We start from the raw sequence: 24,454 nt of genomic DNA, 5'->3' as shown, positions 1-24,454 counted from the left end.
CTGAATAACACACGTTTTGTGGTGATATGTCCGTTAACCGGGGGCGACTCGTTCGGTGGTGTCGGCCGCCGCGGTCAGTCCCACAGGGGGACGGTCATGACCCGGTTGTATCCCTCCGGCCGGGTGTCGGTGTAGGTGAGGCTCAGTTGCGTGAAGTGCGCCATCCGCGGGTCCCTCTTCCAGGGCTCCGGGCGCTCCAGCCGGATGACCACCGGGTATCCGTGGAACGTACCTGCCGCGCAGTACGGCTTGCAGTCGTTCACCACGTTCACCCCCACGGCCGTCGCGGACGTCGGGCCCCACTGCGACCAGTGCATCGCGACCAGCCGGCTGTTGCCGTCTCCGCAGGCCAGGATGAAGTTCACGGGCTGCGTGTTCGAGTGGAACGCGCAGTCGACGAGCACCGGGGCCGACGGCTGCGTCACTGCCCGCGGGGCAGCCTGTACCGATGCGGGCGGGGTGGCGGAGGCCGTTGTCATCGACGCTGTGAGTACCGTGCCCGCCCCGAGAATGATCGCTGTGTACACCGCTGGTCTTGCCATCGTTGCTCCCGGTAGTGGGCGATCGCCTCTGTATCGACGCTACGACCGTCCCGGCCGATGCACCACTCGCACGGAGTAATGGGCGCCGACGTGGTGCGCCGTGCATGATCGGTCCGTGGACGGCGGCACGGAGTGTACGGGGGCATGGGCATGGCGGCACGGACATACGGCTATGTCGGACCGGGTGATCTGTTGGGGCTCGTGCGGCCGGGCGGAGAGGGCGAGGGCATACGCTGCGCGGCGGACTTCGCGCGATGGGTGTCGGCTCGCGGCGCGGTGGAACTGGCCGAGCCGTTCACCTTCGTGGTCGATCCCGAGGGCGTGCTGCGCCTCGCGCCGCGCCGCAGCGAGCATGTGGTCTGCGCCGGGGGCGGGCCGGTGCTCAGCGCCGGGGAGATGAGCTTCCGGGAGGACTGCGGACGGTGGGCGGTCGACGAGGTCAGCAACCAGTCGACCGGCTACTGCCCGGACGCCGGCTCATGGCCGGCCGTCGCGGACGCGCTGGACCGGGCCGGCCTCGTCCGTCCCGGTGGTTTCACCCATGAGGTGGTCTTCCGCCGCTGTGTGTCGTGCTGGCAGGTCAATGTCGTACGCGAGGACCACTTCGTCTGCGTCCTGTGCGACGCGGACCTGCCGCCCGACTGGAACGTCGCTCCGACGGAGCTCTTCGCCGCGCGCACGATCAGCTTCGTCGAGGGCGAGGCGCCCTCGTTGCCGGCCGCCGTCCGGCGTGCCATGGACCGTGTCTGGGACGAGGCGGTCCGGGCCGACCCGAGCCTCTTCGACGGTCCGGCGGTGGCGTGCACGGGTCTGCGGGAGGAGGCGGGGAGCCTCGTCCTCTCCTGGGCGAGAGCCACCTACCGGTACCGCGGCCTGCGCCGGGTACCGGGGGCGCCCTCGGTGTCCTCGGTGTTCGTCGCCCTGGTGCAGCCGACGGACGACGGACGTCTCCTGGTGGGCCGTATGTCGGCCTCGACGGCCGCCCCGGGCCGACTGCAGTTGCCCGGAGGCTCGATGGAACCGCCGCCGCACGGCGAGCCGCTCGACGTGGCCGCGCTCCGTGCCCATGCCGCGCGGGAACTGGTCGAGGAGACGGGCCTCGACACACCGCCCGAGGACCTGACCCTCTGGCTGGTCACCCGCGGAGAGCGCGGGAACGTCGGATTCCTGTTCCGCGCCCCGGCCCGGCCGGCCGAACTGCTGCACCAGCACTTCGCGGCTCTGGTCGCCGCGGAGACGGCACACGGGCGTGAGCCAGAGTTGGACCGGATCGTCCTGGTCGGCTCCGAGGCCGAGGCGGCCGGACTCGGCGGACCTCAAGTGGACTACCTGGGCGCGGTCGTGCGGCGGTTCATGGATGAACGCGGGTGAGCGGTGGCGAGACGCCCTCCGGGCAACCCCGGGGGTCACTCGATCGGAGCCATCCGGCCCCGATCGCCCTCCGTTGGGCGGCGCTTGGCGTGCGGCGGCGGCCGACCGCGGGTCAGATGGTCTGCGTGCAACGATCATCCATACACACAGCCATGGCCACAGCCACACGTGCCCGCCGCACACGTCTTGCCGCGGCCGTCGTCCCGTCCGCCGTTCTGGCGCTGCTCGTGCCGTCGGCGGCTGTACCCGCCTCGGCCGACGGCACTCCGGTGCGCGGCTCCGCCCATATGGGCATGGGAGTCATGACCCACGACGGCAGCAGCGGAACACCCGGCGACGCGCGCGCCGGTCAGACCGAAGGTGTCGACGTCGCCAGCTACCAGGGTGACGTCGCCTGGTCGAAGTTGTGGAGCAGCGGGGTCAAGTGGGCCTACACCAAGGCGAGCGAAGGCACGTACTACACCAACCCCTCCTTCTCCGACCAGTACAACGGCTCGCGGAAGGTCGGCATGATCCGCGGCGCCTACCACTTCGCCACGCCCGACACCGGCACCGGCGCCTCCCAGGCCGACTACTTCGTCGACCACGGCGGCGGCTGGAGCGACGACGGCACCACGCTGCCGGGTGTGCTCGACATCGAATGGAACCCCTACGGCGACGACTGCTACGGCAAGTCGCCGAGCGCGATGGTCACATGGATCCGTAACTTCCTGAACCGGTACAAGTCCCGCACCGGCCGCAACGCCGTCATCTACACCGCCACCAGCTGGTGGAACAGCTGTACGAACAGCTACGGCGGCTTCGGGGCGACCAACCCCCTGTGGGTCGCGCGCTACGCCTCGTCCGTCGGGGAACTGCCGGCGGGCTGGTCGACGCACACGATGTGGCAGTACACCTCCACCGGGGAGCTCGTGGGCGACCGCGACAGGTTCAACGGATCCACGGACCGGCTGAAAGAGCTGGCCACCGGCTGAACCGCCCGTCAACGCCCGTTCCGCAATCCTCCGTTCGCGCCCGGCGGCGTGTGCGCGCGGCGCCGGCCGTCCTCGTCGCTTATGTTCAGCCACGGATCCGATATTTGGAGTAAAAATGCCAAAAGCGGATGAACTGGTTGATGCGGCGGGAGGGGTGGCGGTCGTACCCGTCAGCCCACCGAGACGGCGGCTGCTCCCGCGGCCGTTCGTCGCCGGGGCCGCGACGGCAGCCGGCGCGGTGGCGGTGGTGTTCGCGCTCGCCGGAACCCAGTGGCTGAACCACCCGGCGGTCGAGGCCTGGCGCACCGTCTGCCTGGCCATCACCGTCCAGGCACTGCCGTTCCTGCTGCTGGGCACGGTGCTGTCCGGCGCGATCAACGCCTTCGTACCGGCCGACCTGTTCACCAGGGCGCTTCCCCGGCGCCCCGCCCTCGCCGTTCCGGTGGCCGGGGTGGCCGGAGCGGTCCTGCCGGGCTGCGAATGCGCCTCCGTACCCGTCGCGAACAGCCTGATCCGCCGGGGCGTCACCCCGGCCGCGGCCTTCGCCTTCCTGCTCTCCGCCCCTGCGATCAATCCGGTGGTGCTGACCGCCACCGCCGTGGCCTTCCCGGGCAGCCCCGCGATGGTCGCCGCCCGGCTGCTCGCCTCGCTCGTCACCGCCGCGCTGATGGGCTGGCTGTGGCTGTGGCTGGGCAAGGAGGAATGGCTGCGTCCGGCCGTCCGGTACGCGGGCCACCGGCACGGGCACAGCCGCTGGACCGAGTTCCGGCTCGGCTTCCAGCACGACTTCCTGCACGCCGGCGGCTTCCTCGTCCTCGGCGCCATGGCCGCGGCGACCTTCAACGTCCTGGTGCCGCGCTCGGTCCTCGACGCGTTCTCCGGCTCGCCCTGGCTCTCGGTGCTCTTCCTGGCCGCCCTCGCCGTCCTCCTGGCGGTGTGCTCGGAGGCCGACGCCTTCGTTGCGGCCTCGCTCACCGGCTTCTCGCCGACCGCCCGTCTCGTGTTCATGGTCGTCGGCCCGATGGTCGACCTGAAACTGATCGCCCTTCAGGCGGGCACCTTCGGCCGCGCCTTCGCCTGGCGCTTCTCCACGGCGACCACCGTGGTGGCGATCGCCGCGGGCGTCCTGATCGGAGGCGTGCTGCTGTGAAACGCCACGCCCAGACAGCGCTGCTGGTGCTGACCGGCCTCGGCCTGCTGCACGCCGCCCTGTTCACCGACCTCTATCTGCGCTACGTCAAGGAAGGCCTGCGCCCGCTGCTCATCGCCTCCGGCGTGCTGCTCACCCTGCTGGGCCTGGCGAGCGCGGCCCTGGACCGGGGGCACGAGGAACACGCCGGTCACGCGCACGGCCACGACCACTCCACCGCTCCCCGCGTCGCCTGGCTGCTCTTCCTCCCCGCCGTGAGCCTTCTGTTCTACGCCCCGCCCGCCCTGGGTGCCTACACCGCGGCCCACTCGAACAACAAGGCGGTCAGGGCGCAGAAGCGGTTCGACCCCCTGCCCGCCGGCTCCCCCCTGGCCATGACGCTCACGGACTTCACCAGCCGCGTCCAGCAGGACCGCAGCCTCGCCATCAAGGGCCGCAGCGTCCGGCTGACCGGCTTCGCCACCCCGGCCGGGCGGGGCGGCGGCTGGTATCTGACCCGGATCATCTTCACGTGCTGCGCCGCCGACTCGCAGACGGTCAAGGTCCGCGTGTACGGCACCCCGGCCCCGCCCGCCAACACCTGGCTGGCGGTGACCGGCGCGTGGCACCCCAAGGGCACCCTCGGCACGAGATCCGCGGAAGCGGCCCTCGACGTACGTCGACTCCAGCCCATGGCCCAGCCGGTCAACGCGTTCACGGACGACCTGCCTCTCACCCCGTCCTAGAGTCTGTCCGGCGTTCACCGCGAAGCCGGAGCCCGCCCCGGCCGACATACGATGGCCGTCCGGGAAACGGGCAGCGGCGGAAGGAAGTCAGGGCGTGACGGATCACCGGCGGCGTGCCCGGCGGCGGGGGCAGGGCGAGCTGGAGGCGATGGTCCTGTCGGCGCTGCGGGAGGCGGACGGCCCGGCGACCGCGGGCTGGGTGCAGGAGCGCCTGGGCGAAGACCTCGCCTATACGACGGTGATCACGATCCTGACCCGGCTGCTGGCGAAGGGAGCGGTCACCCGGGAGCGGGCGGGCCGGTCCTTCGCCTGGACGCCCGCGTCGGACCAGGCGGGTCTCGCCGCCCGGAAGATGCGCAAGGTGCTGGACGCCGAGAGCGACCGTGAGGCCGTTCTGGCCAGCTTCGTCACCGGTCTCGGCCCGGACGACGAGCGGCTGCTGCGCGAACTGCTCGGCCACACCGAGACGGAGAGGGACGGCTGAATCCTGATGGGGGTGTTCGTCTTTCTGCCGCTGATCCTCCCGCTGACGGCCTGGCCGATCGCACGCCTGGCCGAACAACACCTGCATCCACGCACCGCGACACGGCTGCTCACGGGGGTGACCGCGGTGATGGCGGCGTGCAGCACGGTCTGTCTCGGCCTGGTGATGGTGGTCGGCACGGCCCAACTGCCCGGCAACCCGCTGCCCGACGGCTGGTCGGATCCGGAGGTGCGTGACGCGGTTCCGTACGACGAGGTCGCCGGCCGGGTGGCGATCCCCGCGCTCTGTGCGGTGGTCGCGGTCTGCGGCCGGAGTCTGTGGCGGCACCGGCGCGTGCGCCGCCGTGCGCACCGCGCGCTCGCCGGGCTGCCGGCCACGGAGGTCGCGGTCCTGCCCGACGAAGTACCGTACGCGTATGCGCTGCCCGGCGGCCGCCGGGACCGGGTCGTGGTGACCACGGCGCTGCTGTCCTGCCTCGAACCGGCCGAACGCCGGGCCCTGTTCGCCCACGAACGCGCCCATCTCGCGCAGCGCCACCACCGTCATCTGCTCGCCGTCCAACTTGCCGCGCAGGCCAATCCGTTCCTGCGGCCGCTGCGTACGGCGGTGTCGTACACGGCGGAGCGGTGGGCGGACGAGGAGGCGGCTCGCAAGGTCGGCAGCCGCCGGACCGTGGCCCGCGCGATCGGCAAGGCGGCGCTCGTCTCTCCCGGTGCCCCGCCGGCCACCCTGGCCGGTCTCGCCGCCACCGGGCCCGTACCGCGCCGGGTCGCTGCCCTGCTCGGCCCCGCGCCGGCCGTGCGCCGCTGGCCCTCGGTCTTCACCTCGGTGGGGCTGGCGGCGTGGTGTGCGGCCGCGGGTGCCGCCGTATCGGCGATGTCGTCGGCGAACTCCGCCGTGACGATGTTCTTCATCCTGCACGCCGCGACACCCCTGTGAGCCCGCCCCGTCCCGTCGGCCGTGGCGGGCTCGTGCCGGTCAGAGGTCGAACTCGTGCGGCGGCAGTTCGAGGGTGAAGCAGGCCTCGCGGACGATCGCCTGCTCGTCCTTGTCGAAGTTGCCGTCGGCGCCGCCGATGACGATGCCGATCTGGATCACGGCACGGGCCTCGGCAGGCTTCTTCTTCGCCTTGGCGACCTCCTGCAACACGCTCACCTTGCCGAAGGCGAAGTCGGCCATCAGCTTGTTGAGGTTGTCCTCGAACCTGCGGCGCAGGTCGTCGGCCGGGAAGTTCTGCAGAACCTCGTTGGTGGCGATCAGTTGGGCCACACGCTGCCGCTCGGAGGGGTCCACGGTGCCGTCGGCCGCGGCGACCAGCGCGCACATCGCCATGCTCGCGTCGCGGAAGGCGCCGCTCTTCAGGTCGTTCTTCTTCGCCACCAACTGGGTCTGCATCTGAGATGCGGATTCCTTGACGCGGTCCCACAGGGCCATGCGAACTCCAGACGGTCGTGATTCTCTACAGTCTTGTAGAAATTATCAGGAGGGGTGCGCAGCCGGGCCTGATTTCCCCTCCTGTCCTCTTTCTCCCTTCTGTCGACGATCGGCGGCTCGCCGACGTTGCGGTGCGGTCCTCGTCCTCGACGAGAAAGGCGATGTCACCTACTCGAAGCGGCCTTTGAGAACCCGTGCCGCGGCCTCGCTCTCGGCCGCGGGGGGAGACAGCTCGCTCAGCGTGTCGAGGTCCGTGTCCTCGGCGAGCTCCCGCTCCCAGGCGTCGGCGAGCCTCACCTGCTCCGCGCGCGGCTGCTGCTGGACGAGTTCCCGGTCGTGTGGGCTCAGGGCGGCCAGGAATCGTTCAACCGTATCGATCGCCATCCTTGTTCTCCTTCGTCACGGGACGTGCCGAACCTGCCGGCACGTCCAAGCGTGATCGGCACCGACGGTTCACCGTCGGTGCCGTGGCCCACTCGGACCCGAACGGAGGAACGAACCCTTACGGAGGAACCCGTACGGCCGACCGTCGTGACGTGCGCTCGCCCGGTGTCAGTCGGTGTGCCTGCTCACCGCACTCGGCGGATCTCGCCCCGTACGCGGTAGAAACCGCCCGCCGCAGCGTGGACCGCATCGACCACATAGCGCGCACCCGCCTGCCGTATCTCCCGCGGGAACTGCACGTTCCAGCCGGGCTCGAAGCCCTCGGACACCACGTGGACCCGCAGTCGCCCACCCTGATCGACGCACTCCACGACCACCCCGCCCGCGGGCGGCGTGCTGACGGTCGCCAGAGCGGACATCGACGTCGCCGGGTTGTAGGTGGGCAGGGCGGCGGCCGACTTCACATCGACGGCGACGGGCACCGAGCCCTGCTGGGCGGCCGCGATGGCCGCCTCCGACGTGTCCACGCACACCAGCGACCCGTCGGTGGTGACCAGATACAGCCGCTCGTCGAAGTACTGCATCGACAGGGCCGAGCCGTTGCCCGTGCGCAGCTTCCACAGCCGGGTGCCCGACGCGTCGAAGCAGTACACGGACGAGGAGTTGTCGCCCGCGAAGACATAGCGGCCACCCGGGGCGGTGGCGCACGAGTACACCACGGCGTCACAGGTGTAGACGCCCTCGACCCGTCCGGTGGCCTTCGACAGACGCTGCACCACATGACGGTCCGTGCCCGCGTAGACCGACGTCGCCTCCTGCCAGCCGAACAGCACACCCCCGCGCGTGTCGGTGTGCCACAACTCGCCGCCCCCGTCCGGCGCGTAGGCCGTCACGCCCTCGGCGTGCCCGTGGTACACGGCGCGTTCATCGGCCCGCACCATCCAGCCCATTCCGCCGGACGACCGGCGGGACCACTGGTGTTCGTCCTCGTGGTCGATCACGGTGAGGCCGCCCGCCGCGTCCGAGACGTTCAGCACTCCTTCGTGGATGTCCAGCCAGAAGATGTCGACGTTCGCGGCGATCTCGTACGCGGCGAACGGCAGCTTCGAGGAGAGGTCGTACACACGGCCGTCGTCGCAGCCCGCGTAGATCCAGAAGTCGTCCGCGACCAGGCACTTCACGCCGTCGGGGAGCAGGTAACGGGCCATCACCTCGCCGTCGTGGCCCAGGTTGTAGACCTCGCCCGCCTGGTTGCCCACCCAGACACGGTCCTCGTCGACATGGATGCCGAACGCGGCCGAACCGGTGCGGAAGCGCCACAGCACCGGCGCCGTGGCGCGCGCCGTCGACGGCGCGGAGCCGACCTGGCGCCGTGTCACCGAACGGGGCGCACGCTGCCCGCGCACGGCCGCCGCGTATCCCTTGCGGACCTTCTGGTCGATCTTCTTCGCCGCGGCCGCCTGCGCCTTGGCAGGAGTCGCGAACGACGACGACTGCACCTGGCCGGACGCGCCGATGCGGCCGTAGCGCACGGTGACCGCGGTGCCGTCGACCGTCACCTCGTAGAACTTGTGCGCCCCGCCGCCGTCCTCGGACAGCTCCAGATACGTCGTCTCCGCCACGACCGGTCCCTCCCGTGCACGACCCCACCGGCGCCACCGCCCCGCGGCGCGCCCTTCGATGATCGAAACATACGGGAGGGCACTGACAACGGGTCCGTCAGAAGTCCGCCACCAGGAGCCGGTAGCCGACGTCGACGCTGTCGAGGGCGAGGAGTTCGGCGTGACGGGCCTGCCAGCGGCCGGTCGGCAGGTCGTCCGCGAGCCGGTTCAGGCCGGGCGCGATCAGGTCGTCGCCGGCCTGGGTGAACATGGATATCCCGGCGCGCACCTGAGGGTCGAGGTAGGCGTGGGGGCGGCGCCAGTACGCGGCACCGAACCCGTCCACGCAGTCGTGGGGGACCGGGACCGGCTCCTGGCGGGCCCCGCCGAGCAGTTCGACGAGCCGGTCGATCGGCACCGCGCGGGCGTCGTCCAGCGCGGCCGCCTCGGGCAGATACTCCCGTACGAGCCAGAACCGCTCGCGAAAGACGTCCTGATCCCAGGTCAGGACGACGATGCGGCGGCGGGCGACCCGGCGCAGCTCGGCGATCCCGGCCGTCAGGTCGGCCCAGTGATGGATGGTCAGCAGTGCCATGACGGCGTCGGCCGCGTCGTCACGCAGCGGGAGCCGTTCCGCCACCGCCTGCACGGCGGGGGCGGAGCCCGGCGGGCGCTGGGTGAGCATGACCTGGCTGGGCTCGACCGCGAGAACGGTTCCCGGCGGCTCGTACGAGCCGGTGCCGGCTCCGACATTGATCACGTCCGTCGTGTTCCCGAGTGCGGTGTGGATCTGGGCGGCGATCCTCGGATCCGGCCGTCGAGTCCGGGCATACGTGGCGCCGAGCGTGTCGTAGGTGGCCATGTCGCTCAGTATGCGAAAGGGCGGGGCTCCGGGCTGCCACATCGCAAGCCCTTGGCCGACGGCCGACTGTCGGACCCGCGTGCCACACTGCGCCGTATGTCACTTGCTGATCTCACGCTCGACCAGTGGCGGTCCTTCGACCCGTCAACCGCACGGCGCCTCGCCCAGGAGGCCGCCGGCCTGGTGCACGGCCGGGTGACCGCCGTCGAGACGGTCGAGCATCTGGGCGGCCCGCTGCACCGCGTCCGGATCGAGCGCGACGGGCAGGAGTTCGCGCTGGTCCCCGGGGGTCCGGTGACTCTGGGATTCGACCTGGAGGCCTGGCGTCCGACGCCCGAGCAGATCGCCGACTACAACGAGAGCGTGGAGCAGGGATTCGGCTACGGCCCCGATCTGCGGGCCCATCTCGCGGAGGTGCTCAGCCCCCGCCGCGGCGCCGTCCTGCCCACGGTGCTCATGGCGGTCGAGGACGAGGACCTGGACGAGGACCTGACCGAACTGCCCGCAGACGTGCCGGCCGCCCTCGCGGCTCGCGGACTGCGCATACCGAGCTCCGACGAGTGGGAGCACGCCTGCGGAGCCGGGGCGGACACCCTGTTCCGATGGGGAAACGACTGCCCCCTGGACCGCATCCCGTACGGGGACCGCACCGGGCCGCACGAGCAGCCGAACGCATTCGGCCTGCGCATCGCCTACGACACCTATCGTGCGGAGCTGACGAGCGATGCCACGGCGATACACGGCGGGGACGGTGGCGAGTCGGTGTGCGGTGGTTACGGCAATCTGCTGGCGTGGCTGCCGCTGGCCACCGCCAACCGCAACCCCTCCATGGTCGAGTTCGTGTACGGCCCGGAGGGTGACGGCGTCTCCGACGGGTGCTCCGTCCGGCCGGTGCTCACGCTGCGATGAGACCCGGCCGCCGCCCGTCACCGCCGGGGGTGGCCGCCGGCCTGTCCCCGCGGGCCTGCCAGGGCCGGTGCGTCCAGCATGTCCACGTCACTGGCCCGGACGTAGGCGAGCCGGTGGCCGAACTGGATCTCGTAGTACATCTCCTGACCCTTCACCACGGGGCTCGGTGTGTACTCGAAGGCCGACCTGTCGATGTAGGAGCCGGTGGTGTGGGACATCGTCACGTACCGCTGTCCCTCGCCGAGGGTGTACGGCAGCGGCGACTCGGTCGGCTCCGTGATCCCGTCCGGGTAGGCGTCCTCCTCCGGGAGGGCACGCCCGTACACCGGGACCTCGCTCAGACCTTCCTTCGGAGTCACCATCCGGCCCGCCGCACCGACGGCCGTGGGGTGCTTCTTCGGGTTCTTGAACCAGGCCTTCTTGCCCAGGTACCAGATCGCCGTCCAGTCGCCCCGGCGCTCGGCGACGGCGTAGGTCTGGCCGGCGGAGACCCGCGAACCCAGGTCGTTGACGTCCTCCGTGGAGTCCTCACCGTCCGGGCGCCGGCCCGGGTCCTGGATCAGCGGGGCGTCGTCGGCCGGCTCGGTGTGGAGGCGGACGGCGCTGGAACCGTGCGGAGCGCACGGCACACCGTGCCCGGCGCATCCGGTGTAGCGCGGCTTGTAGGTGGAGTAGTCCGGCAGCACGGTCACCATGGGGCTGTCCGCCCCGGCCGTCGCCCGCAGGGGCGCGCCCAGGAGGTCGAAGTAGTGCCGCCAGTCCCAGAAGGGGCCCGGGTCGTCGTGCATGTCGGGGATGCTGTCGGCCGTCGGGGCCGGCACGTTGTCGTGGCCGAAGATGTGCTGCCGGTCCAGCGGGACGCTGTACTTCTTGGCCAGATAGCGCACCAGACGGGCCGATGACCGGTACATCTGTTCGGTGTACCAGGTGTCGGGCTGCGTGAGGAAACCTTCGTGCTCGATGCCGATGGAGCGGGCGTTGACGAACTGACTGCCCGAGTGCCAGGCCATGTCCTTGGTCCTGATGTGCTGTGTGACGTGGCCGTCCTTGGAGCGGATGGAGTAGTGCCACGATGCCTCCGTCGGGTCCTGCACGGTCTGGAACATGGAGCGCAGGGACGCCTCGGTGTCGTGGATGACGATGTACTCGATCTTCTGGTCCTTGGGCCGGTCGCCCAGGTCGTGATTGCCGTACGCGTCGTCGTCGATCTCCGTGTACGGCGCGCTGAGCCAGGAGCAGGACAGCTCGGCCGGGCACTCGACCTCCTTGGACCGCGCCGCGCCGTTCTTCAGAGCGCGCGGGTGAACGTCCGGGCTGGCGGGCAGGGTGACGGACTGTCCGGCGTCGGTGGTGCGGTGCGCTCCCTGGTGGATCACTCCGAACACGTCGTTGGCGTAGGTCGCCGCCTCGGTGGTGTCGTCCAGCCCGGGGAAGCGCGCCACGGCCTCCCACCAGTCCGCCGGATTGTCGCTGAGCGGCTTGCCGAGCCGCCGCTGCGTCTCCGCCAGGAGCGCCGCACCGCCGCGCACATTGGCGGCGGTGTCCTTCCGCAGCCGCTCCTCCTTCTCCCCGGTCAGACGGGCGGCCTGCTGCAGGTCGGACGGCTGCCCGGATCGCTTGCCCCCGGGTTTGGCCGCCTGGGAGGGGGACGGTCCCGCGAGTGCCATGGCACTGCCGCGCGGCTGCGTCGCCGGGTCCGCCTTCTGGGCCAGCCGGGTGTCCACCAGATGCATCGGTCCAAAGCCGCCGCCGACGCTCGGTGCGCCCTTGTGGGAGTCCCAGCGCGACTGCAGATAGGACACGCCCATGAGCACACTCCGCGGCACGTCGTACTCGTCCGCGGCAGCCGTGAAGTCGTTCTCCAGCCGCCGGTCGGCCGCCACACCGCCCGGCGCGCCGGACAGCAGCGGAGCCAGCAGCGGGGCCATCAGTGCCGCCGATGCCGTCACGAGGACCGTCCGGCGGTGCCTGCGGACGGCACTGGGGACACGGGGGGAGAAGCGTTTCTTCATTGCAGGTGTCTCCAACCAGGCTCGTCGCGACAGGACGCGGCCAGGACAAGGGAGTTGCCCCTTATGCCACCCCTCGTACGATTCCGTGCCCGGCACGCCCCGTCGCGCCGAGGGTCACCGGCGTGGACCAGCAACCCGGCAGAGGCCACCCGGTCGGCGGCACCAAGACGGCTCCCGTACCCAGGGCGTGACGGTCAGTCCTGAACGGGGTCCACCCGCCAGTCGGGGTGCCCCGGCATGGGCGGGGTGTGCGCCCCGTACAGCCACGGGGTCAGGAAAGAGGCCAGGTCATGGCCCGCGACCTCGGAGGCCAGGGCGATGAAGTCCCGGGTTCCGGCGGCCCGCCCCCGGAACCTCGTCACCCAGGACCGCTCGATCCTCTCGAAGGTCTGCTCCCCGACCTTCTCCCGGAGGGCGTAGAGCACGAGTGCCGAGCCGTCGTAGCGCATGTTCCTGAACAGGGTCGGCCCGGTGGGTTCGGCGGGCGCTCCGTCGTCGTGCCGCCACTGGTCGTGCTGCTCGTACGCGGCCTGCATGGCGGACTCGAAGCCAAGGCCGCCGTGCGTGTCGGAGTAGAGGCGTTCGTAGTAGCGGGCGTGACCCTCACTCAGCCACAGGTCGGACCACCGCCGGACGGCGACGCTGTCACCCGTCCAGTGGTGGGTCAGTTCGTGTACGAGGTCCCGCTCGGCGTCGACCCGGTCACCCAGCAGGTTGTCCCTGGGTACGACGGACAGCGACTGTGTCTCCAGCGCCACCGGCAGGTCGGTGTCGCCGACCAGCACGCCGTAGCGGCCGAACGGGTACGGCCCGAGTCGCTGTTCCAGCCACGCGAGGTGCTCGGGGGTCAGGGACCGGTACGCCGCGGTGTCTTCGACCATCCCGCCGGGGACCACGTCCCGGACGGGCAGCCCGCGCGGGCCGGTGCTGTCGATGAACGTGAACCTCCCGATCGCCATCTGGACCAGCTGCGCCGCGACCGGCTGCTCGGAGTCGTACGTCCACCGGATGTGTCCGTCGGCCCGCCGGACATGCTCGACGAGCCGGCCGTTGGCCACCGCGCCGAGGCCGGGCGGCGTGGTGATGCGGAAGGTGATGCGCGCGCGCAGGCTCGGGTGGTCGTTCGCCGGGAAGACCATCTTGGCGCCGTCGGGCTGGGCGTAGATCAGGGTGCCGTCGGGCGTGGGCATCCAGCCGTAGTCCTGGATCGCGTCGTCGCGGTGCCGTTGTTGTGTCGGGTCGGCGGTGTAGGCGACGCGCACCGTGAACGCTCTGCCGTGCGGGATGGGCTTCGCGGGGGTGACGACGAGTTCGTCGCCGTCGCGGACGAAGGCCGCCGGTGTGCCGTCCACGGTGACCGTGTGCAGCGTGTTGCCGGCGAAGTCGAGGTCGAAGCGGGAGAGGGCCTGTGTGGCGGTGGCGCTGATGGTGGCGCTCGCGTCGAAGGGCGTTTGCGGTGCTCTCCAGTCGAAGTCGAGTGTGTAGTGGCGGACCTCGTAACCGCCGTTGCCGTCGAGCGGCATGAGCGGATCGCCGATGCCCCTGGCGCCGGGGGAGGGGACCGCTGCCGAGGAAACGGCGGAAGGACCGCCGGCGGGAATGCGGTGGCCCGTGTGGGCAAGTACGCCACCGAGGCCGACCGCGCCGGCGATCCCCGCGGCACCGGTGAGGACCAGGGCCAGGGCCGTACGGCGAGGTGTGAACGACACCTTCACCCTCGGCTGCCGACGGTCATGATCTCCATGGCCGCACTATGTCAGCAGATGGTCGTATTGACTGCTCACGCCTTCGTGTCCGGCGCTCCAATGGACCATCACGGCCCGCGGTTCACCCGGACGGGTTGTTCCCACGGCGACCGCGCGGTTCGAGCGGCTCGCCGCCATCCGTGCCCTCGCGTGGCTGACCGGCCCGGCCGACCGGGTCGGTGACGAGGTGTTCGCCGACCGGGCCGACAATCCGCTCCTCGCGGAACGGGACGACCTCCCGCCGGCCCTGGCCGCGGCCGACCCGGTACGGGCATCGCGTCTGGGCGAGCAGGCGGTGGACCCGCAAGCGGCAGTGGTGGAGGATCAGCCCGCGCTGACGGGACGGGAGTTCATGGTGGCCGGTCTCGTCGCGGACGGGCACCCCTCCTCCCCGATCTGTCTTTGACCCCCGGGCCCCGGAACCGCCTACAGGGTCCGGGCCACGAGGAGGGCGACGTCGTCGTGGTCGTCGGGGTGGCGTAGGCCGTGCAGGAGGAGGTCGCAGGTCTCCTCCAGGGGCCGGTGCGGCTCGTCGAGGAAGCTGAGGAGGACGTTCAGGCGGTCGTCGATGGGGTGCTGTCGGGTTTCGACCAGGCCGTCGGTGTACAGGACCAGCAGATCGCCGGAGCCGAGATCCGCCTTCGTGGTCTCGAAGGAGACGCCGCCGACGCCGAGCGGCACTCCGGTGGGCAGGTCCAGCAGTTCGGGGGCACGGCCGGGGCCGGCCAGCGCCGGCGGCAGGTGTCCGGCGTTGGCGATGTGGCACTCCCTGGTGTGCGGGTCGTAGACGGCATAGAGGCAGGTGACGATGTAGTGCTCCAGATCGCAGGTGATCTTGTCCAGGTGCTGGAGCACCGCGTTCGGCGGCAGGTCGAGGTCCGCGTAGGCGCAGGTGGCGGTGCGCAGTCGGCCCATGGTGGCGGCGGCGTCGATGCCGTTGCCCATGACGTCCCCGACGACCAGCGCGGTCTTGCCGCCGGCCAGGGGGAGCACGTCGTACCAGTCGCCACCGACCTCGCTGGTCGCCAGGGCGGGCTGATAGCGGGAGGCGAGTTCCAGGCCGGTGTGGTGCGGCGGATGGTCGGGCAGCAGACTGCGCTGGAGGGTGAGGGCGGTGTTGCGCACGCTCTGGAACCACCGGGCGTTGTCGATGGACATCGCGGCGCGGCTCGCGAGCTCACTGGCGAGGACGACGTCGTCCTGGTCGAACGGGAGCGGGTTGAGGGTGCGTTTGAGGTCCAGCGCGCCGAGGACCTCGCCGTGCGCGATCAGCGGCACCGCGAGATAGGAGTGGAGTCCGGCCCGGGCCAGCAGCTCGCTGACATCGGGGGAGCGGGCGATGCGCCGTAGATCGTCGCTGCCCACATGACGGACCAGGACCGGTCTGCCGGAGTGGACGCACAGGGTGACCAGACGGTCCCCGTCGTAGGCGGCCAGATCGCCGGGACGGTCGGCGGCCTGGAGCGCCACGGTGGGGCGGGCCGCTTTCAGGGCCAGTGCCCGGAAGAGCTCCGGGCCGTTCTCGGGTTTGCTGCTGCGGCGGAAGGCCAGGGCGGAGTCCAGCACGTCCACGGCGACGATGTCGGCGAGCTCGGGAATCGCGATGTCGGCCAGTTCATGGGCGGTCTGCTCCACTTCCAGCGTGGTGCCGACCCGGGTGGAGGCGTCGGCGATGAGTGCCAGACGGCGCCGGGCCCGGTCCGCCTCGGTGGCCGCGCGGTGCCGTTCCGTGACGTCCACGACCGAGGCGGCCGCGCCCAGGACGCGTCCGCCGGGGTCCTCCAGCCGGTAGAAGGAGAGCGACCAGGCGTGATCGTGGTCGGGGTCGGACGGGGGCCGGCTCACGTGGTACTGGTCGAGCAGCGGGGTGCCGGTGGTGAGCACCTGGCGCAGGGCGGACTCGATGGTGTCGACGTCGGAGAAGGGCAGGGTCTCTCTCAGATGGCGGCCGATGTGCTCCTCGGCGGGTATGCCGTCGATCCGCTCCAGGGCCGGGTTGACCAGGAGATAGTGCAGGTCGGGGTCGAGCAGGGCCAGGCCGATCGGAGACTGGTTGATCAGCCGCTCGCACAGGGCCAGGTCGGTCTCCACGCGCTGGAGAAGGGTGTGGTCGGCCGCGATGCCGAGGGCGTAGACATCGCCGTGATCGTCCAGCAGCCGCATGTTGCGGAACTCCATCAGGCGGGTGCTGCCGTCCTTGTGCCGGATGGGGAAGGCGCCGGCCCAGGCCCGGCCGGTGGCCAGTACCTCCGCGAACAGACTCATCACGGCCTGCAGGTGCTCCGGGCGGATCAGCAGCCGGGCCGCTTCCGTGCCCAGGGCCTCTTCCGCGGTGTAGCCGAAGAGCTCCTGGGCCTGCGGGGTCCAGAACACGATGCGTCCCTCGGTGTCCAGGACGATCGCGGCCACGCTCAGCACATCCAGCAGACCGGTCGGCCGGACCGTCCCAGGGCCCGAGACGTCACTGTTGCGCTTGAAGGATTCGGCTGTCATCCCAGATCCTCCTCGACCGGTCGGCAGGACAGGCCGGTCTGGACCGGCGTTGCCGCACGCCTGGGTTCTGGCTCCCGGTACTTCCATGCTGCCTCGGGGTTCCGCGGCTTGCCCAGCCACGCCGGGTCTGCATGTGCAGGTCAAGCCGGGTGGTGGCCGGCAGCCCGGCCGACGAACTGTGGATCACCGAACAGCCCGCCAGGACCGAGAGCATGCGCAAGTACGGGCTGCACTCCCTCATCTCCGTGCCGATGCGGGCGCGGAACACCGTCCTGGGCCTCACCACGTTCGCCCGCTCGGTCAATCCGGTCTCGTTCCAGCCCGACGACGTCCTGCTGTCCCGCGAACTGGTGGCGCGCGCGGCGCTGTGCGTCGACAACGCCCGCCGCTACACCCGGGAACACACGGCGGCGCTCACCCTCCAGCGCAGTCTGCTGCCCCAGGCCCTGACCGGCGGCACGGCACTGGAGGTGGCCTCCTACTATCTGCCGGCGGACGCGACCGGCGGGGTCGGCGGCGACTGGTTCGACGTGATCCCGCTCTCCGGTGCCCGGGTGGGCCTCGTCGTCGGTGATGTGGTCGGCCACGGCATCAGCGCGGCGGCGGCCATGGGCCGGCTGCGCACCGCGGTGCAGACCCTCGCCGACATGGAGATGCCCCCCGACGAACTGCTGGCCCATCTCGACGACCTCGTGCTCCGGCTGAGCGAGGAGGAGACGAGCGACGACGCGGCCGACCGGAGCAGCACCACTTTCCTCGGGGCGACCTGTCTCTACGCCGTCTACGACCCGGTCACGAAGCGGTTGTCGATGGCCCGCGCCGGACATCCGCCCCCGGTGGTCGTCACCCCCGACGGGCGGGTCGACTTCCCGGAGCCTCCTGCCGGGCCGCCGCTCGGGCTTGGGCGGGCTGGGGTTCGAGGCCGGCGAGATCGAGCTCGCCGAGAACAGCCTCTTCGGCCTCTACACCAATGGTCTCATCGAGGGCGTGGACCACGACATGGAGTCCGGCATGGCCCGCCTCGCCGAGGTGCTCGCCCGGCCCGCCGCCGACCTCGGCACCCTGTGCGCATCCGGGGTGGAGCAACTGGTGGCCGGGCCGCAACCCGACGACATCGCCCTCCTCCTGGCGCGCACCCACACCCTGGGGCCCGACCACGTGGTCTCGTGGGAGGTGCCCGTGGACCCGGCCGCCGTGGCGACGTCCGTGCGCGGGCGACCGGGCAGGTGGAGGCCTGGGGCTTCGGGGACCTGGCCATGACCACCGAGCTCATCGTGAGCGAGCTGGTCACCAACGCGATCCGCTATGCCGAGCCGCCCATTCGGCTGCGGCTGCTGCGCGACTCCCGGCTGACCCTGGAGGTCGCGGACGCCAGCAGCACCGCTCCCCGGCTGAGGCACGCCCGGAGCATGGACGAGGGCGGCCGCGGCCTGTTCCTGGTGGCGCAGCTCGCCCATCGCTGGGGTGCCCGGTACACGGCAGGGGGCAAGGTCATCTGGGCCGAGCAGGAGATCCCGTAACGACCTCCGGCAACGACTCCGGCGACTTTGCCGTCTCTTTACAACCTGCCCCTGTGCTGCCTCGTCTCTCCGCTCGATCTGTCACCCAGCCTCCCGGCCACCGGGCGGGCCGACGAAAGAGAGCGATTCGATGCGCCGAACTGTCCCCAAGGGCATGGCACTTGCGTGCACGGCGGTGCTGGCGAGCGCCGTGCCCGCGTTCGCCGACGGGGCGACCGCGACCCCCTCCGCCGCGCCGACCCGGGCGTCGAGCCCCGCCCCCACCGAGATGCCCAGCGCCGAACCCTCCCGGGGGACGGGCGCCCGGCCGACCACGGCGCCGGCGCCGAGCCAGGTCTCCGTGGTGCCTTCGGGCGCACCTGACACCGGAGTGCGGGCGGCGTCCTCCGGGTCCGGAACCGAGGGCGGTCTGATCGGCGGAGCCGCCGCCACGGTGCTCCTCGCGGGCGGCAGCGCGGTCCTCGTCGTACGCCGCCGGCGGGCGACCGGGGCATGACCCCGCTCTCCAGGCGCGCCTTCGTCACCGCGGCGGGCGCCTCGCTGCTCGTCGGCTGCGCGGGTCCGGCGGCCCACCGGGCCTCGACCGCACGCACCGCGAGCACGCCGGCGCCTCCCCCGGCCTCGGCCTCGGCGAAGACGGTGCGGGCGCTCGGGCGGTCGGTCCCGGTCCGGCTGCGGATCCCGGCCATCGGGGTCGACACCCCGCTCATCCGGCTGGGGCTGGAGCCGGACGGCACGGTGCAGGTACCTCCCGTCACGGCGCACGACCGGGCGGGCTGGTACCGGCACTCGCCGACGCCGGGGCAGGTCGGCCCGTCGGTCATCCTCGGCCATGTGACGGTCGGCGCCTACGGGGACGGGGTCTTCCGTCACCTCGCGCGGCTGCACCGTGGCGACCGGATCGTGGCGCGCCTGGAGAACGGCACGGCGGCGGAGTTCACCGTCGGCGCCGTACGGACGGTGGCCAAGGCGGACTTCCCGGCGGACGAGGTCTACGGGGACGTCGGCCGTCCGGAGCTGCGGGTCATCACATGCGGCGGTCCCCACACCGGCGACGGCTATCTCGACAACGTGATCGCCTTCGCCGCGCTGAGCTCCACGAACCCCTGACCGACCGCACGGATGCCGGGCCGGCGGAACGTACGCCGGCGGCCCGGCATCCTTCCCTGTGCATGCGACACGACCATGGAGAGCGTTGAAACGGTCCCGCGACAGGGCAGCGTCCGAGCTGTTCGCCGCCCTCTATCCGCGCCTCGCCGGCTGGTGCCGCCGTCTTGTCGACGACGACGAGACGGCCCACGAGGTCGCCTCGGAGGCGTTCACCCGGCTCTGGGCCCGCTGGACGACCGTGGAGGAGCCCCGCGGCTTCCTCTACGTCACCGCCGCCAACCTGGTCCGGGACCACTGGCGCAAGCTGGAGCGCGAGCGCAGGGCCATGCACCGCGCCACCTCGGAGGCGGCCGTCCGCCCCCACGACGAACAGGCCGACCCCTCGGTACGGCTGCTCGTGCAGTCGCTCCCGGAACGACTGCGCGTCCCGATCCTGCTGCACTACTACGCTGACATGCCGATCCGGGAGGTGTCCGCGCTGACCGGACGCAAGGAAGGAACCGTCAAGGCCGACCTCCACGCGGCCCGAGAACTGCTCCGCGCCCACTTGAGGAGAAGCCTTGACCACACGCTTTGACGAGGGCCCGGAGTTCGGACCCGACGACCCGCTCGCGGTGATCCTGCGACCCCCGTCCGACTACCTCGGCGCACCCCCGGGCCGGTACGAGGCGATCCGCCGCGCCGCGAGCCGCCGCCGACGGCTGCGCGCCGCGGCAGGAGTCGGCCTGTCCTGTGGCGTGGCCGCGCTCATCGCTCTCCAGCTCCATCTGGCGGCACCCGGGGCGCCCGCGTCGCCCGCGGTGCCGCTCGCACCGCCCCCCGCGAGCGGCCGTACGGCGCCGCCCACCCCGTCGGCGTCACCCTCCGATCCGGCGTCACCTTCCGAGTCGTCGCTGCCGGAGTCGGCCGGGCCGCACCCCAGCGCCACGCAGCGCTCCGACAACACCCGTGCCCCGAGCCGTGCGGCGTCGCCCACCCGTGGCCCGTCGGTGACACCGACCGAGGCGGGGGCCGAGCCGTCGAGGGCGCGGCCCTCGGCCGTCGCCACGCCCGACGGCACTCCCTGACTCCGGTCGACTCCGGGTGACACGACCACTTTTGACATCTTGATGGCATGCCCTGGTCAAATCTGTCACGCTTCCGGCAGCCGTTGCCCCGACCCCAGGGGCCGCGGTGGAACACTCCCCGAGCGAACAGCCCGACCCAAACGCGCAAACCCGAGGTCGTCCGCCGGCGCACCCCAGCCGGGCGGGCGGCCACCGAGCAGGCCGCAATCCCGGCCGCCGCAAAGGAGTTTCGTGTGAGACCGACCCCCCACAAGACCCTCGCCATGGGCGCAGCGGCCGTCGCCGCACTGGCCGCCGTGTCGCTTCCCGCCACCCCGGCCGCCGCCGCACCGCCCACAGCCCCGCTCGCCGCCGACTGCACCCCGGCCCAGGTGGTCACCAACGGCGGCTTCGAGAGCGGGACTTCGCCCTGGACCCCGTCCTCGTCCGGCGTGATCACCAGCCGCAGCGGGCAGACCGCCCACGGCGGCACCAGTTTCGCCTGGCTGAACGGTGTCGGCAGCACCCACACCGACACGCTCTCGCAGAGCGTCACGATCCCCTCCGGGTGCAGCACCGCCACCCTCACCTTCTGGCTGCACATCGACACCGCCGAGACGACCTCGTCGACCGCCTACGACAAGCTCACGGCGAAGATCGGCTCCACCACACTTGCGACGTACTCGAACCTCAACAAGAACACCGGCTACGTGCAGAAGTCGTTCGACGTGTCGGCGTTCGCGGGCCAGACCGTGAACCTCGCCTTCACCGGCACCGAGGACTCCAGCCTCCAGACGAGCTTCGTCCTCGACGACATCGCCCTCGACACCTCCGGCGGTTCGACACCTCCGGCCGACTCCACCCGGACCCCGGCCGCACCCTCGTACACCGTCAGCCTGAGCAGCGACAGCAGCGGCACGGTGTGGACCGGCCATGAGAGCGTGGCCTTCACCAACGCCTCCTCCACCGCGCTCAGCGAGGTGTATCTGAGGCTGTGGGACAACTACCACGGCACCTGCTCGGCCCCGCCGATCACGGTCAGCAATGTCACGGGCGGTACCGCGGGTGCCCTCTCCGTCGCCTGTACGGCTCTCAAGATCGACCTGTCGTCGCCGCTGGCGCAGGGGCAGACCGCCACCATCGGGTTCGACCTCGGCATCACCGTCCCGAGCGGCGCCGACCGCTTCGGCCACGACGGGGCCTTCAGCTTCATCGGAAACGCCCTGCCCGTCCTCGCGGTCAAGGACGGGGCCGGCTGGCACCTCGACCCGTACACCAACAACGGCGAGTCGTTCTACTCGCTGGCCGCCGACTTCAAGGTGACCCTCGACCACCCCAGCACCCTGCTCGTGCCGGCGACCGGCACTTCGCTCGACACCCCCGGCTCCAGCGGCCGTACGGTCACCACCGCCACCGCCACCAAGGTGCGGGACTTCGCCTGGGCCGCCGGGCCCTTCAGCAAGATCTCCGGCACCTCGACGGCCGGCGTCCCGGTGAACGTCTACTCCGTCTCGGGCATCAGCTCCTCCAGTGCCCAGTCGATGCTCACCACCGCCAAGTCCGCCGTGGACGCCCACGCGTCACGGTTCGGCGCCTACCCGTACGGCGAACTGGACGCCGTGATCGACAACAACTTCTGGTTCGGCGGCATGGAGTACCCGGGGTTCGTCCTCGACCTGGTCAGCACCACGGCGCTCACGCACGAGATCGGCCACCAGTGGTGGTACGGCATCGTCGGTGACGACGAGTACAACAGCCCCTGGCTCGACGAGGCGTTCACCGATTACGCCACCGACCTGGCCCTGGGCAAGACCGGCACCAGCTGCTGGAACAGCGTCTCCTGGGCCTCGTCCGCCGAGAAGATCACCAACTCGATGGCCTACTGGGACGCCCACTCGTCCCGGTACTCCACCGTGGTCTACGGCTACGGCAAGTGCGCCCTGCACGATCTGCGACGCGTCCTCGGCGACACTGCGATGACCAAGCTCCTGAAGGACTACGCCACTTCGCACTGGTACGGCGTCTCGACCACGGCCGAGTTCAAGGCGGCCGCCCAGGCTGCCACGAGCACGGACCTGACCTCGTTCTGGACCCAGCACCGCATCGAGGGCTGACTTACAGCGGCCGGCCGCGACCGGCGCCCCAGGGCGTCAGCCGCGGCCGGCTCACGCCGTGACCTCAGTAGCGGTGGCCCGGCCAGTGCGGGTCCGTCCAGCGGGCGGGCCCGGTGAGGCCGAGAAGCCGTATGCGGTGCAGCAGTTCCTCGGACGCTCCGTGGCCGCGGAGCCGGGCCGGAGCATGGCGGACCAGCCACGCGGTCAGCTCGGCGCGCATGTCCTCCCCGTTCTCCCATGCGGACCACGGCAGTTGGTCACCCAGCAGGTCGTACTCCCAGTGCGCCGCCGCGTCGGCAAGGTGACGGTCGGCAACAGGACCGGGCGACGTCTCCCACAGGCGCAGCCACGGGGTCAGCGCCCCCGAGGCCTCGGCGCACAGCACGAGGACCTCGTACCCGGGCACGGCGGGCTCCGGGGTGACAAGGGTGTACGCCCACCAGGCCTGAAGGAACTCCCGCACCGCCGCAGCCTGTTGGGCCGGCCACAGCTGCCAGTGACCCAGGGCGAACGAACGCCCTGCCGTCTCCATGCCGAACAGCGGCTCGATGCCCCCGTCGACGAGGCCCGAGGCGAACTGGGGCAGGATCCGGCGCAGCACGGACGCGTGGTCGCTCCAGTCGATGGCCTGCCAGGTGCGATCGAGGAGGTCGGGGTCCAGTGGTACGTCCGGCACCTTGAGCTGTGCGAGCTCCTCCGCGCTGCCCCAATGGCAGTCGCAGTGTTCGTCATGGACTCGGGCTTTCGAGGACTCCGGGGGCCCGCGCGCCCGAAGATCGCGAACTTACCCCAGGACGGTTCCCGCGGCGAGTCCTTTGTCCCCGGCCGCCAGGAGGCACGCGGTGAGTGCGGCAGTGTCGTCGTGCAGGCCGTGTTGACTGTAGGCCACCAGGTCGTGGTGGAGCCTTTCCAGGAGGTCCCGGGGCGGTAGCGGTCCCCAGGCGCGGACGCGTTCGACGAGGGGGTAGAAGGAGCCGTCCGGGGCGCGGGTCTCTGTGACTCCGTCCGTGTAGAGCAGCAACTGGTCGCCGGGGCGGAAGGCGTAGGTCTCGACGTGGTAGGGCTCCCCTACGAGCACGCCCAGGTTCAGCGGTGGAGAGGGCCGCCCCAGGTCCAGTTCGCGCACCTCGTCGGGACGGATGAGCAGCGGCGGCGGGTGGCCGCAGTTGACGACGCGGACGGTCTGCTCGTCGGGGTGGACCTCCGCGAACACGGTGGTGACGAACCGTTCGCTCACATCGCTCCCGGGGATCTGCTCGGCCCTGCGCGACATACTGGTCTCCACCCGGCCCACCAGGGCGGGGAGGTCGGGCTCGTCGTGCGCGGCCTCCCGGAACGCGCCGAGCAGGGCGGCGGCGGTCTCCACCGCGAGCAGGCCCTTGCCGCGGACGTCGCCGATGAGCAGCCGCACCCCGTGCACGGTGGGCACGGCCTCGTAGAGGTCACCGCCGATCCGCGCCTCCGCCGATGCGGAGAGATAGAAGCTCTCCAGCACCAGGTCGCCGATCCGTTGCGGAACCGGTCGGAGCAGGACGCGTTGCGCCATCTCGGCCACGAAGCGCACATCGGCCAGGGTGCGCTCCCGCCGGATCCGGTGGGCGGCCAGGATCGTTCCCAGGGTGCCCACCAGGGCGGTGCAGATGTAGGCCGCCACATAGTGCCGGTCCCACAGATATCCGACCTCACGGCCCGCGCAGCACGGGGTACCGGCCAGGATCCCCAGGAAGACGATGGCGAACACCGTGGTGAAGGCGACGACGGCGGGTCCGTGGGCGAAGGCGGCCACCAGAGGCAGTGCGATCAGCACGAAACTGACCGGCCACTGCACGGGCGTGATGGGCTCCAGCACCAGGACGCCCGCGACGTAGAGGACGGGAAGCCAACGCAGCCACGCGGGCTGGGGCGTTTGTGCCCCGGGGTCGGTCTGTGCCCGGGACTCACGACGGTCCGACTGACGCAGCCTGTACACACAAACTCC

At 71.3% G+C, this 24,454-nt stretch carries 22 protein-coding genes and 2 pseudogenes; 13 read left to right on the top strand and 11 right to left on the bottom strand.

Annotated elements, in window-relative coordinates:
- Positions 1-74 precede the first annotated feature (74 nt).
- The gene (locus tag ACFY1J_RS11540) at positions 75-425 is read right to left on the bottom strand and encodes a hypothetical protein (protein ID WP_390731123.1); all 351 of its coding nucleotides are present in this window, start codon (positions 423-425) and stop codon (positions 75-77) included.
- A gap of 267 nt (positions 426-692) precedes the next feature.
- Here ACFY1J_RS11540 and ACFY1J_RS11535 point away from each other — a divergent pair, with 267 nt between their 5' ends.
- From ACFY1J_RS11535 to ACFY1J_RS11510, 6 genes are all read left to right on the top strand, one after another.
- Positions 693-1,913 (top strand): NUDIX hydrolase, encoded by a 1,221-nt coding sequence (locus ACFY1J_RS11535; protein ID WP_390731122.1) that lies wholly within the window; start codon positions 693-695, stop codon positions 1,911-1,913.
- A gap of 152 nt (positions 1,914-2,065) precedes the next feature.
- Entirely contained in the window at positions 2,066-2,887 is an 822-nt protein-coding gene (locus ACFY1J_RS11530; protein WP_390706017.1) for a lysozyme, read from the top strand.
- Between the two features lie 115 nt (positions 2,888-3,002).
- Positions 3,003-4,037, top strand: a complete 1,035-nt coding sequence (locus ACFY1J_RS11525; RefSeq protein ID WP_390706018.1) for a permease — start codon at positions 3,003-3,005, stop codon at positions 4,035-4,037.
- Complete coding sequence (locus ACFY1J_RS11520; RefSeq protein ID WP_390706019.1) at positions 4,034-4,762, top strand: TIGR03943 family putative permease subunit; 729 nt, start codon at positions 4,034-4,036, stop codon at positions 4,760-4,762. Before ACFY1J_RS11525 ends, ACFY1J_RS11520 begins: the two co-directional genes overlap by 4 nt.
- 94 nt (positions 4,763-4,856) lie before the next feature.
- Positions 4,857-5,246, top strand: a complete 390-nt coding sequence (locus ACFY1J_RS11515; protein WP_390706020.1) for a BlaI/MecI/CopY family transcriptional regulator — start codon at positions 4,857-4,859, stop codon at positions 5,244-5,246.
- Positions 5,247-5,252: 6 nt separating this feature from the next.
- Positions 5,253-6,185 (top strand): M56 family metallopeptidase, encoded by a 933-nt coding sequence (locus ACFY1J_RS11510; protein ID WP_390706021.1) that lies wholly within the window; start codon positions 5,253-5,255, stop codon positions 6,183-6,185.
- Positions 6,186-6,224: 39 nt separating this feature from the next.
- On the opposite strand, the gene ACFY1J_RS11505 is transcribed toward ACFY1J_RS11510, so the two are convergent.
- The 4 genes from ACFY1J_RS11505 to ACFY1J_RS11490 form a co-directional block, all read right to left on the bottom strand.
- A complete protein-coding gene (locus ACFY1J_RS11505) occupies positions 6,225-6,680 on the bottom strand; it encodes a tellurite resistance TerB family protein (RefSeq protein WP_390706022.1) in 456 nt (151 codons plus the stop codon).
- 168 nt (positions 6,681-6,848) lie between these two features.
- Complete coding sequence (locus ACFY1J_RS11500; protein ID WP_363297960.1) at positions 6,849-7,064, bottom strand: hypothetical protein; 216 nt, start codon at positions 7,062-7,064, stop codon at positions 6,849-6,851.
- A gap of 185 nt (positions 7,065-7,249) precedes the next feature.
- On the bottom strand, positions 7,250-8,686 hold the full coding sequence (locus tag ACFY1J_RS11495) for a WGR domain-containing protein (protein ID WP_390731121.1): 1,437 nt from the start codon (positions 8,684-8,686) through the stop codon (positions 7,250-7,252).
- Positions 8,687-8,783: 97 nt separating this feature from the next.
- A complete protein-coding gene (locus ACFY1J_RS11490; protein WP_390706024.1) occupies positions 8,784-9,527 on the bottom strand; it encodes a class I SAM-dependent methyltransferase in 744 nt (247 codons plus the stop codon).
- A gap of 96 nt (positions 9,528-9,623) precedes the next feature.
- On the opposite strand from ACFY1J_RS11490, the gene ACFY1J_RS11485 reads away from it, so the two are divergent.
- The gene (locus ACFY1J_RS11485; RefSeq protein WP_390731120.1) at positions 9,624-10,436 is read left to right on the top strand and encodes a hypothetical protein; all 813 of its coding nucleotides are present in this window, start codon (positions 9,624-9,626) and stop codon (positions 10,434-10,436) included.
- 17 nt (positions 10,437-10,453) lie between these two features.
- Here ACFY1J_RS11485 and ACFY1J_RS11480 read toward each other — a convergent pair whose 3' ends face one another.
- From ACFY1J_RS11480 to ACFY1J_RS11465, 4 genes are all read right to left on the bottom strand, one after another.
- Positions 10,454-12,448 carry an N-acetylmuramoyl-L-alanine amidase gene (locus tag ACFY1J_RS11480; RefSeq protein WP_390731119.1) on the bottom strand — a complete coding sequence of 665 codons (1,995 nt, stop codon included), beginning with the start codon at positions 12,446-12,448 and terminating at the stop codon, positions 10,454-10,456.
- A gap of 194 nt (positions 12,449-12,642) precedes the next feature.
- Positions 12,643-14,157, bottom strand: coding sequence for a M1 family metallopeptidase (locus tag ACFY1J_RS11475; protein WP_390731118.1), 1,515 nt, complete (start codon positions 14,155-14,157; stop codon positions 12,643-12,645).
- 118 nt (positions 14,158-14,275) lie between these two features.
- Complete coding sequence (locus tag ACFY1J_RS11470; protein ID WP_390731117.1) at positions 14,276-14,575, bottom strand: hypothetical protein; 300 nt, start codon at positions 14,573-14,575, stop codon at positions 14,276-14,278.
- Between the two features lie 44 nt (positions 14,576-14,619).
- Positions 14,620-16,686, bottom strand: coding sequence for a SpoIIE family protein phosphatase (locus ACFY1J_RS11465; RefSeq protein ID WP_390706029.1), 2,067 nt, complete (start codon positions 16,684-16,686; stop codon positions 14,620-14,622).
- A 179-nt stretch (positions 16,687-16,865) separates the two neighbouring features.
- Between ACFY1J_RS11465 and ACFY1J_RS11460 the strand changes: the two are divergent.
- From ACFY1J_RS11460 to ACFY1J_RS11435, 6 genes and pseudogenes are all read left to right on the top strand, one after another.
- Positions 16,866-18,206: pseudogene (locus ACFY1J_RS11460) on the top strand (SpoIIE family protein phosphatase); the annotation flags it as partial.
- Between the two features lie 130 nt (positions 18,207-18,336).
- Positions 18,337-18,702: a sortase-dependent protein gene (locus ACFY1J_RS11455; protein ID WP_390706030.1), complete on the top strand. Its 366-nt coding sequence runs from the start codon at positions 18,337-18,339 to the stop codon at positions 18,700-18,702.
- Positions 18,699-19,316, top strand: a complete 618-nt coding sequence (locus ACFY1J_RS11450) for a class F sortase (RefSeq protein ID WP_390731116.1) — start codon at positions 18,699-18,701, stop codon at positions 19,314-19,316. Before ACFY1J_RS11455 ends, ACFY1J_RS11450 begins: the two co-directional genes overlap by 4 nt.
- Positions 19,317-19,401: 85 nt before the next feature.
- The gene (locus tag ACFY1J_RS11445) at positions 19,402-19,893 is read left to right on the top strand and encodes an RNA polymerase sigma factor (protein WP_316754406.1); all 492 of its coding nucleotides are present in this window, start codon (positions 19,402-19,404) and stop codon (positions 19,891-19,893) included.
- Complete coding sequence (locus ACFY1J_RS11440; protein ID WP_390731115.1) at positions 19,877-20,383, top strand: hypothetical protein; 507 nt, start codon at positions 19,877-19,879, stop codon at positions 20,381-20,383. The genes ACFY1J_RS11445 and ACFY1J_RS11440 overlap by 17 nt, the downstream gene beginning before the upstream one ends.
- Before the next feature lie 233 nt (positions 20,384-20,616).
- Complete coding sequence (locus tag ACFY1J_RS11435; protein WP_390731114.1) at positions 20,617-22,476, top strand: M1 family aminopeptidase; 1,860 nt, start codon at positions 20,617-20,619, stop codon at positions 22,474-22,476.
- 64 nt (positions 22,477-22,540) lie between these two features.
- On the opposite strand, the pseudogene ACFY1J_RS11430 reads toward ACFY1J_RS11435, so the two are convergent.
- A pseudogene (locus ACFY1J_RS11430) lies at positions 22,541-23,206 on the bottom strand (hypothetical protein); the annotation flags it as partial.
- A 54-nt stretch (positions 23,207-23,260) separates the two neighbouring features.
- Positions 23,261-24,445, bottom strand: coding sequence for a PP2C family protein-serine/threonine phosphatase (locus ACFY1J_RS11425; RefSeq protein WP_390706035.1), 1,185 nt, complete (start codon positions 24,443-24,445; stop codon positions 23,261-23,263).
- Positions 24,446-24,454: the final 9 nt, after the last annotated feature.

Source organism: Streptomyces sp. NPDC001406, from assembly GCF_042895285.1.
GTDB lineage: Bacteria > Actinomycetota > Actinomycetes > Streptomycetales > Streptomycetaceae > Streptomyces.
The sequence above is the reverse complement of the archived record's forward strand: the minus strand, read 5'-3'. Positions and strand labels throughout refer to the sequence as shown.

Bases quoted from the DNA above. Each gene is read 5' to 3' on its own strand.
- ACFY1J_RS11480 (WP_390731119.1), bottom strand. From the start codon at position 12,448: ATGAAGAAACGCTTCTCCCCCCGTGTCCCCAGTGCCGTCCGCAGGCAC.
- ACFY1J_RS11535 (WP_390731122.1), top strand. From the start codon at position 693: ATGGCGGCACGGACATACGGCTATGTCGGACCGGGTGATCTGTTGGGG.
- ACFY1J_RS11465 (WP_390706029.1), bottom strand. From the start codon at position 16,686: ATGACAGCCGAATCCTTCAAGCGCAACAGTGACGTCTCGGGCCCTGGG.
- ACFY1J_RS11490 (WP_390706024.1), bottom strand. From the start codon at position 9,527: ATGGCCACCTACGACACGCTCGGCGCCACGTATGCCCGGACTCGACGG.
- ACFY1J_RS11485 (WP_390731120.1), top strand. From the start codon at position 9,624: ATGTCACTTGCTGATCTCACGCTCGACCAGTGGCGGTCCTTCGACCCG.
- ACFY1J_RS11505 (WP_390706022.1), bottom strand. From the start codon at position 6,680: ATGGCCCTGTGGGACCGCGTCAAGGAATCCGCATCTCAGATGCAGACC.
- ACFY1J_RS11530 (WP_390706017.1), top strand. From the start codon at position 2,066: ATGGCCACAGCCACACGTGCCCGCCGCACACGTCTTGCCGCGGCCGTC.
- ACFY1J_RS11450 (WP_390731116.1), top strand. From the start codon at position 18,699: ATGACCCCGCTCTCCAGGCGCGCCTTCGTCACCGCGGCGGGCGCCTCG.
- ACFY1J_RS11510 (WP_390706021.1), top strand. From the start codon at position 5,253: ATGGGGGTGTTCGTCTTTCTGCCGCTGATCCTCCCGCTGACGGCCTGG.
- ACFY1J_RS11525 (WP_390706018.1), top strand. From the start codon at position 3,003: ATGCCAAAAGCGGATGAACTGGTTGATGCGGCGGGAGGGGTGGCGGTC.
- ACFY1J_RS11455 (WP_390706030.1), top strand. From the start codon at position 18,337: ATGCGCCGAACTGTCCCCAAGGGCATGGCACTTGCGTGCACGGCGGTG.
- ACFY1J_RS11500 (WP_363297960.1), bottom strand. From the start codon at position 7,064: ATGGCGATCGATACGGTTGAACGATTCCTGGCCGCCCTGAGCCCACAC.